The sequence below is a fragment of the Thermohalobaculum sp. genome (assembly GCF_058622915.1).
Genome location: NZ_JBZSYN010000110.1, coordinates 1 through 5,777 on the forward strand (window position 1 = coordinate 1; position 5,777 = coordinate 5,777).

Annotated in this window: 5 protein-coding genes and 1 pseudogene; 4 read left to right on the forward strand and 2 right to left on the reverse strand. The window is 59.2% G+C overall.

From position 1 onward, the window contains the following. Nucleotides 1-1,424 (forward strand): hypothetical protein (locus AC32QD_RS08860; protein WP_492010130.1); only part of this gene is annotated, 1,424 nt, incomplete at its 5' end. Nucleotides 1,425-1,557: 133 nt separating this feature from the next. Here AC32QD_RS08860 and AC32QD_RS08865 read toward each other — a convergent pair. Beyond that, nucleotides 1,558-2,130, reverse strand: a complete 573-nt coding sequence (locus tag AC32QD_RS08865) for a hypothetical protein (RefSeq protein WP_492010131.1) — start codon at nt 2,128-2,130, stop codon at nt 1,558-1,560. 782 nt (nt 2,131-2,912) lie between these two features. Here AC32QD_RS08865 and AC32QD_RS08870 point away from each other — a divergent pair. From AC32QD_RS08870 to AC32QD_RS08880, 3 genes are all read left to right on the forward strand, one after another. Then, entirely contained in the window at nt 2,913-3,644 is a 732-nt protein-coding gene (locus AC32QD_RS08870; RefSeq protein ID WP_492010132.1) for a KAP family P-loop NTPase fold protein, read from the forward strand. A gap of 82 nt (nt 3,645-3,726) precedes the next feature. Further along, nucleotides 3,727-5,078, forward strand: a protein-coding gene (locus AC32QD_RS08875) for an IS3 family transposase (RefSeq protein WP_492010133.1) whose coding sequence is annotated in 2 segments (ribosomal slippage) — nt 3,727-4,063 and nt 4,063-5,078 — 1,353 coding nt in all. Because the reading frame shifts where the segments join, the coding sequence is not laid out codon by codon here. 86 nt (nt 5,079-5,164) lie between these two features. Next, nucleotides 5,165-5,443, forward strand: coding sequence for a CRISPR-associated endonuclease Cas1 (locus AC32QD_RS08880; protein ID WP_492010134.1), 279 nt, complete (start codon nt 5,165-5,167; stop codon nt 5,441-5,443). Between the two features lie 205 nt (nt 5,444-5,648). Here the strand turns inward: AC32QD_RS08880 and AC32QD_RS08885 are convergent. After that, nucleotides 5,649-5,777, reverse strand: a pseudogene (locus AC32QD_RS08885) (IS5/IS1182 family transposase); the annotation flags it as partial.

Genomic DNA, 5,777 nt, shown 5'->3' on the forward strand with positions numbered 1-5,777 from the left:
TCGCCGATTGCGTCGCGAGCAAGCTGCTCACCGGGGTTACGCCGCGCATCGAGGAAGCGATCCGCTTCGAGCCTGGACGACCGCAAGCCGGGTTGCCGCCGATCGATCTCTTCGGAAACCCGAACTATCGCGTCGATCCGCTGAGTGATGACGTGCTCACGCGGCTGATCGATCTGCGCGACGAGGCGAAGGCGAAAAAGGATCCCTCGCAGCAGGCGATCAAGATCGTTGCCAACTCCACGAGCTACGGGATCTTCATCGAGGTCAACCGCGATGACGCGCCCAAGCCGGAGCCGCTCGACGTGTACGGCCCGGACGGCAGGGGCAGGACCATCCCATCAACCGCGATCGAAGAGCCGGGGCGCTACTTCCACCCGCTGCTCGGCACGTTGATCACCGGTGCAGCACGGCTGATGTTGGCGCTCGCCGAGCGGCGCGCGGCGGACGAGGGGCTGGGCTGGGTATTCTGCGATACCGACAGCCTGGCGATGGCAAAGCGCGATCATTTGAGCCAAGCCGAATTCATCGCGCGGGCGCAGCGCGTCATCGCCTGGTTTGCCCCTCTCAACCCCTACCGAAAGCCTGGCTCGATCTTGAAGATCGAGGATGCGAACTATGGCGTCCACTCGGGCGAGCTCGAACCGCTCTATGCCTTCGCGATTTCGGCCAAGCGCTATGCGCTCTACAATCTGACCCCGGATGACATGCCCGTGCTGCGCAAGGCGTCCGCGCATGGCCTGGGCCATCTCAGGGCACCGTATTCAGCTGACGATCCACCGGACGGCGTGCCCGAGCCGACGATCCCGCTCGCAGAGATCGGCGTCGAGCGCTGGCAGCACGATCTCTGGATCAAGATCATCGAGGCGGCGCTTCGCGCCACGCCGAACCAGGTGCCGCTCGATTATCATCCTGCCCTTCAGCAGCCCTGCGTCAGCCGCTACGGCGCGACCAGCCCCAGGCTCCTGAAATGGGTCGATGCCTGGAACGAGGGCAGACCTTACGATGAGCAGATCAGGCCATTCGGGTTTCTCCTCTCGTTCATGCCGAGGATGGGCCTCTTCGCCGCTCCCGAGCCGCCACAAATCGCCGACCCGTCACGGCGCGGGCGGCCCAGGAAATGCCAGACGCCAAAACCCGTCGCTCCATTTGATCGGAGCCATCAGGTCGCGGTTCGGAACGCCCTCGACCGGGAGACGGGAAGGCCTGTTCACGCGGACGAGCTCAAGCCTTACGCCGAGGCCCTGGCGCAGTTCCATCTCAGCGCGGAGGATGAGTTTCTGAATGGTGATTTCTCCGACGTGGGCGAGACACGGCGGAGGCAGGTCGTTGCCGCAAATGTCGACCTGATCGGCAAAGAGGCGAACAAGGTTGGAGACAGCGGGGAGGTTGATCCGGCATCGCCTGCAGAAGTCTCTTTCGATTGACATCCAACCCATGCCTTCCTCCCTCCGGGTTTCGCACATGTGGCTGGTATGGACCCATTCTTGGGTAGCGCCTCATCAGAAACCCGCCGACGTTCAACGCGGATTCATCTCCAAGATCGGCTCCAGGGGGGCGTCATTCCCGGATACTGACTATGCTCCGGTCCCCATCGCCCCATTCAATCTTCATGCTAGATACCTGGTCGTCTATAAACTTGTCCAAAAGTGTTGTCCACGTCGCAAGAGGTAAATCGATCAGGCGTTTATAATTATTGCGCGCCGATGCCACAAAACAACCGCTCACTTGACTCTCATCTTCGTTCACATAGAACTCGAGTGTAAGAGAGTGCATAATCTCGGAGGCAAGATTCTTGGGAGAAAAGGACTTTCGCTTTGGGTTTTCCATATCGTATTCTTTTAGAATATCATCCGCCCCTTTGAAATGCATTAACTTTTGAGGCCCTCCGATCTTGGATTCGAAGGTCTCGAGAGATATGGACGACCGTTCTAACTTCGTCGTGATTTTATAGCTTTCGATAAGTCGGCGCACAGTAAGGGCGGAATAGAAAATCGATCTTTCTAGCCGGAAGTTTGACTCTCCACCCCACCGGTCCTCATTCCAATTCTCGGCCGACCTGGGCGACCAAGCTCTCATCTCTCCTACAAGATTGATGAGTTCCCGTTTCCAGAACCAGCTTTCATAGATCATTGTAAGAGCCCAAATCGAGAACACCGACATTTTTACGGCAGTCAATCATGTCAGGCAAGGGTAGTAACGGCGGCATCAGTAGGATAGTCGATGCGAAAACCAACCGGGTGAAGCCCGCCCTCGGCAGGCGCTGCCAAACGGGCGTTGCGGACTCGCCGTCACTGAGCCCCTCCTGGGCGCCTCCCGTGACGGCTTCAGCCTCTGGGCACGGTCGAGCAACACGGCATTCAAGACCGGTACGCACATAAAGACATCGGGCCACCAACGAACCGACGTTCCACAACAATCCCGAGAGTTATCCCGCGCGGCGCGGCCTGGCATGAACATCACAGCAAGACGTCGTCCGGGGGGCTTGGCTCGGGAGACCCAAAGATGGAGACCATTCGGCGTCACCTGATCGCCCTGGCCGATTTTATGAAGATGATCGCAAATACCTTGGCGGATTGGCGCAAGTGGTGAGGCCAATCCACGGACAGAGGCTCAAGTGGGGTTTGGGGAATTGGATCGCAAGATTGGGCAATGAGGCGGGCTTGAAGGCGGAGAAGCGGTCTTTCATTGCGCAAGCGAAGTACCAATATTGCAAAGGAAGAAGCTGCCATCGAATTCCGACAAATGTGCGAATGCTTAAGGAAGCGGGATAATCTGATGAAACGCGGGGCGTGAGTCTCGCCCGCTCGCCACATTCTTGGCTATGTGTCGGGGTTCTCTTGCTATAGAACTTGGGCAAGCGATTAAGTCGCAACCCCTCGAATTGCACCTTCACACATTCCAAAAGGCCTGTCTTGAACAACGATCCCATCCAACTCGACCCAGATGCACCCATCGCCAAGGCGGAGGAAGATAGATTCGCCTTTTCGCCGTTCGCCGAAGGACTCGCGCGGATAGTAGCTGCCTATGACCGTTCCAACAGCTTCACGATTGGTATTTGTGGTCCGTGGGGGTCGGGAAAAACGAGCCTGATCAACCTCATGACCGAGACCTTGAAGGCGGAGATGTTGGAAGGTGATCACAATGCACATGCGGTGATCCTGCCCTACTCACCTTGGCTCGTCGGAAATAGAGACGCGCTATTGCGAGGGTTGTTGCCCGCTGTCGCCGATGGCATTCGGCAGCGTGTCCCGAGGAGTAAGCGTTCACATGACCTCAAGAATGCAATCAGAACGCTCGATCAGTACGGAAGAGCCATCAAAGGTGTTGAGACAGGCCTGACTGTTGGGGTGGCCACAGCCACCGCTTTCGGGATTGCGATTTCACCCTGGCTTGCTCCAATCGCAGCGGCAATCGGTGGGGTGGGGCGCATGCTCGGTTTGGTTGCCGCGAAGCCCGCGACGTTGGACGAACTTCGTGATGCTGCTCAGGCGGCACTGAAGAAAGCTAAAGTAAGAGTGCTAATAGTCATTGATGATCTCGACAGGCTTGATCCCGCCGAGGTTGTCGAGATGGCCCGGCTTATTCGCTCCACGCTCGACCTCCCTCACGTTACTTTTTTGGTGGCTTATGATAGGCAGCAGTGACTGACGTCAGCACCTACCGGAACGATATGAGGGTTTGAGCAACGGAGGATTTCTGGTTCATCGGAGCCATCAAGGAGCGAAGATGAACAAGAAATCCGGAACATCGAAGGATGCCGCTGACAAGCTGGTCAGAGGCATCAAGCGCAAGACCCGCAAACACTACTCGGCCGAGGAGAAGATCCGCATTGTGCTGGCTGGCCTGCGCGGTGAGGAGAGCATAGCGGCGCTGTGCCGCCGCGAGGGCATTGCCGAGAGCCTGTACTACAGCTGGTCGAAGGAGTTCCTCGAGGCCGGCAAGCAGCGGTTGGCCGGTGACACGGCGCGCCAAGCCACGGTGCCGGAGGTCAAGGAGCTGCGCTCGGAGGCCACGGCCCTCAAGGAGGTGGTTGCGGAACTCACCCTGGAGAACCGGCTGCTCAAAAAAAGCATGGTCGGGAGTGGGGAGGACGAGGGATGAGATATCCCGCCTCCGAGAAGCTCGAGATCATCCGCACGGTGGAAGCCTCGCACCTGCCTGTGAAGCGAACGCTGGCGATGCTCGGCATCCCGAGCAGCACGTACTACGACTGGTACGCCCGCTGGGTGGACGACGGCATCGAAGCCCTGGCGGACCGTCCCCCGCAGCCGCGGTCAGTCTGGAACCGCATCCCGGACGAGATCCGCGAGGACTTTGTCGCGTTCGCGCTGGAGCACGAGGACCTGACGCCGCGGGAACTGGCGGTCAAATATACTGATGAGAAAAGGTACTTTGTCTCGGAATCCTCGGCTTACCGCATCCTCAAGGCTGAAGACCTGATCACGGCGCCGGCCCATGTCGTGATCCGTGCTGCCGACGAGTTCAGCGACAAGACCAGCCGGCCGAACGAGCTCTGGCAGACCGACTTCACTTATCTCAAGGTCATCGGCTGGGGATGGTTCTATCTCTCGACGATCCTCGACGACTACAGCCGTTACATCATCGCCTGGAAGCTCTGCACCACGATGAAGGCCAGCGACGTGACAGACACGCTCGATCTGGCACTGCAAGCTTCCGGCTGTGACCAGGCGACCGTCGTGCGCAAGCCGAGGCTGCTCAGCGACAACGGCTCATCCTACGTTGCAGCCGATCTCGCTGCTTACCTCGAGGCCAGGAGTATGGGGCATGTTCGCGGCGCCCCGCATCATCCGCAAACCCAAGGCAAGATCGAGCGGTGGCATCAGACCCTGAAGAACCGCGTCCTGTTGGAAAACTACTTCCTGCCCGGCGACCTCGAGCGGCAGCTCGCGGCATTCGTCGATCACTACAACAACCGCCGCTATCACGAGAGCCTCGGCAACCTGACGCCGGCCGATGTCTACCACCGCCGAGGTGCGCAGATCCTGAAAATGAGAGAGGAGATCAAGAAACAGACAATCCGGAAACGACGCTTGCAGCACCAATCCGCCGCCGCCTAACCTGAAACAGAAAACGAACCAGAGCCTCCGTTACCAAAGCCCCAAAGCTCCCCGGAAAACTTTGACGACGGACAGCCTACGGCGTCCTGGAAGGCCACATTCGAATCGGTGTCTTTGCCAGCGGGCATGATCCCGCCGAGGGCATCATGCACAACCGCATCAAGCCCGAGCGGCATTCCTTCGTGTTCGACCTGATGGAACCGCTGAGGCCCGTGGTCGATCGCGCGGTTCTGCAGCTGATCGACCAGGAGAGGTTTTCGGGAGCGGATTTCGTGGTGCAGACGAACGGGGTGTGTCGGCTCAATCCGGAGCTTGCTCGGCGGGTGGTGCAGGAGGTGGGGTTGCGGCTGCGGGAGGCCGGTTAGGGTCGAAATGCGGACATTCTAACGGGCCATGCGGGGTGTCGGCTCTGTGCCAAGGGGGACGCAGGGTGTGAGATCGGCAGCGGCGGCTGCGCGGACAATTCCGCCCTTTGCCAATACAAGGTGAACGGCCATTCTCGGCCCCTACCTCCCATTCAACCGCTACCAGCTATGCTGCGACGCGCCTACTCAGAGTCCGACTCGAAACTCATTTTGCGCGGGCCAGGCGGCGGGTTAACAGCATGACGGAGGCGGCGTAGAGGAAGGCTTCGGCGGAGGCGATCGTGGCCTCGAAGTCCTTTCCCAGCCGCCGGTTTCGGCCGATCCAGGCAAAGAA

Bases quoted from the DNA above. Each gene is read 5' to 3' on its own strand.
- AC32QD_RS08865 (WP_492010131.1), bottom strand. From the start codon at position 2,130: ATGATCTATGAAAGCTGGTTCTGGAAACGGGAACTCATCAATCTTGTA.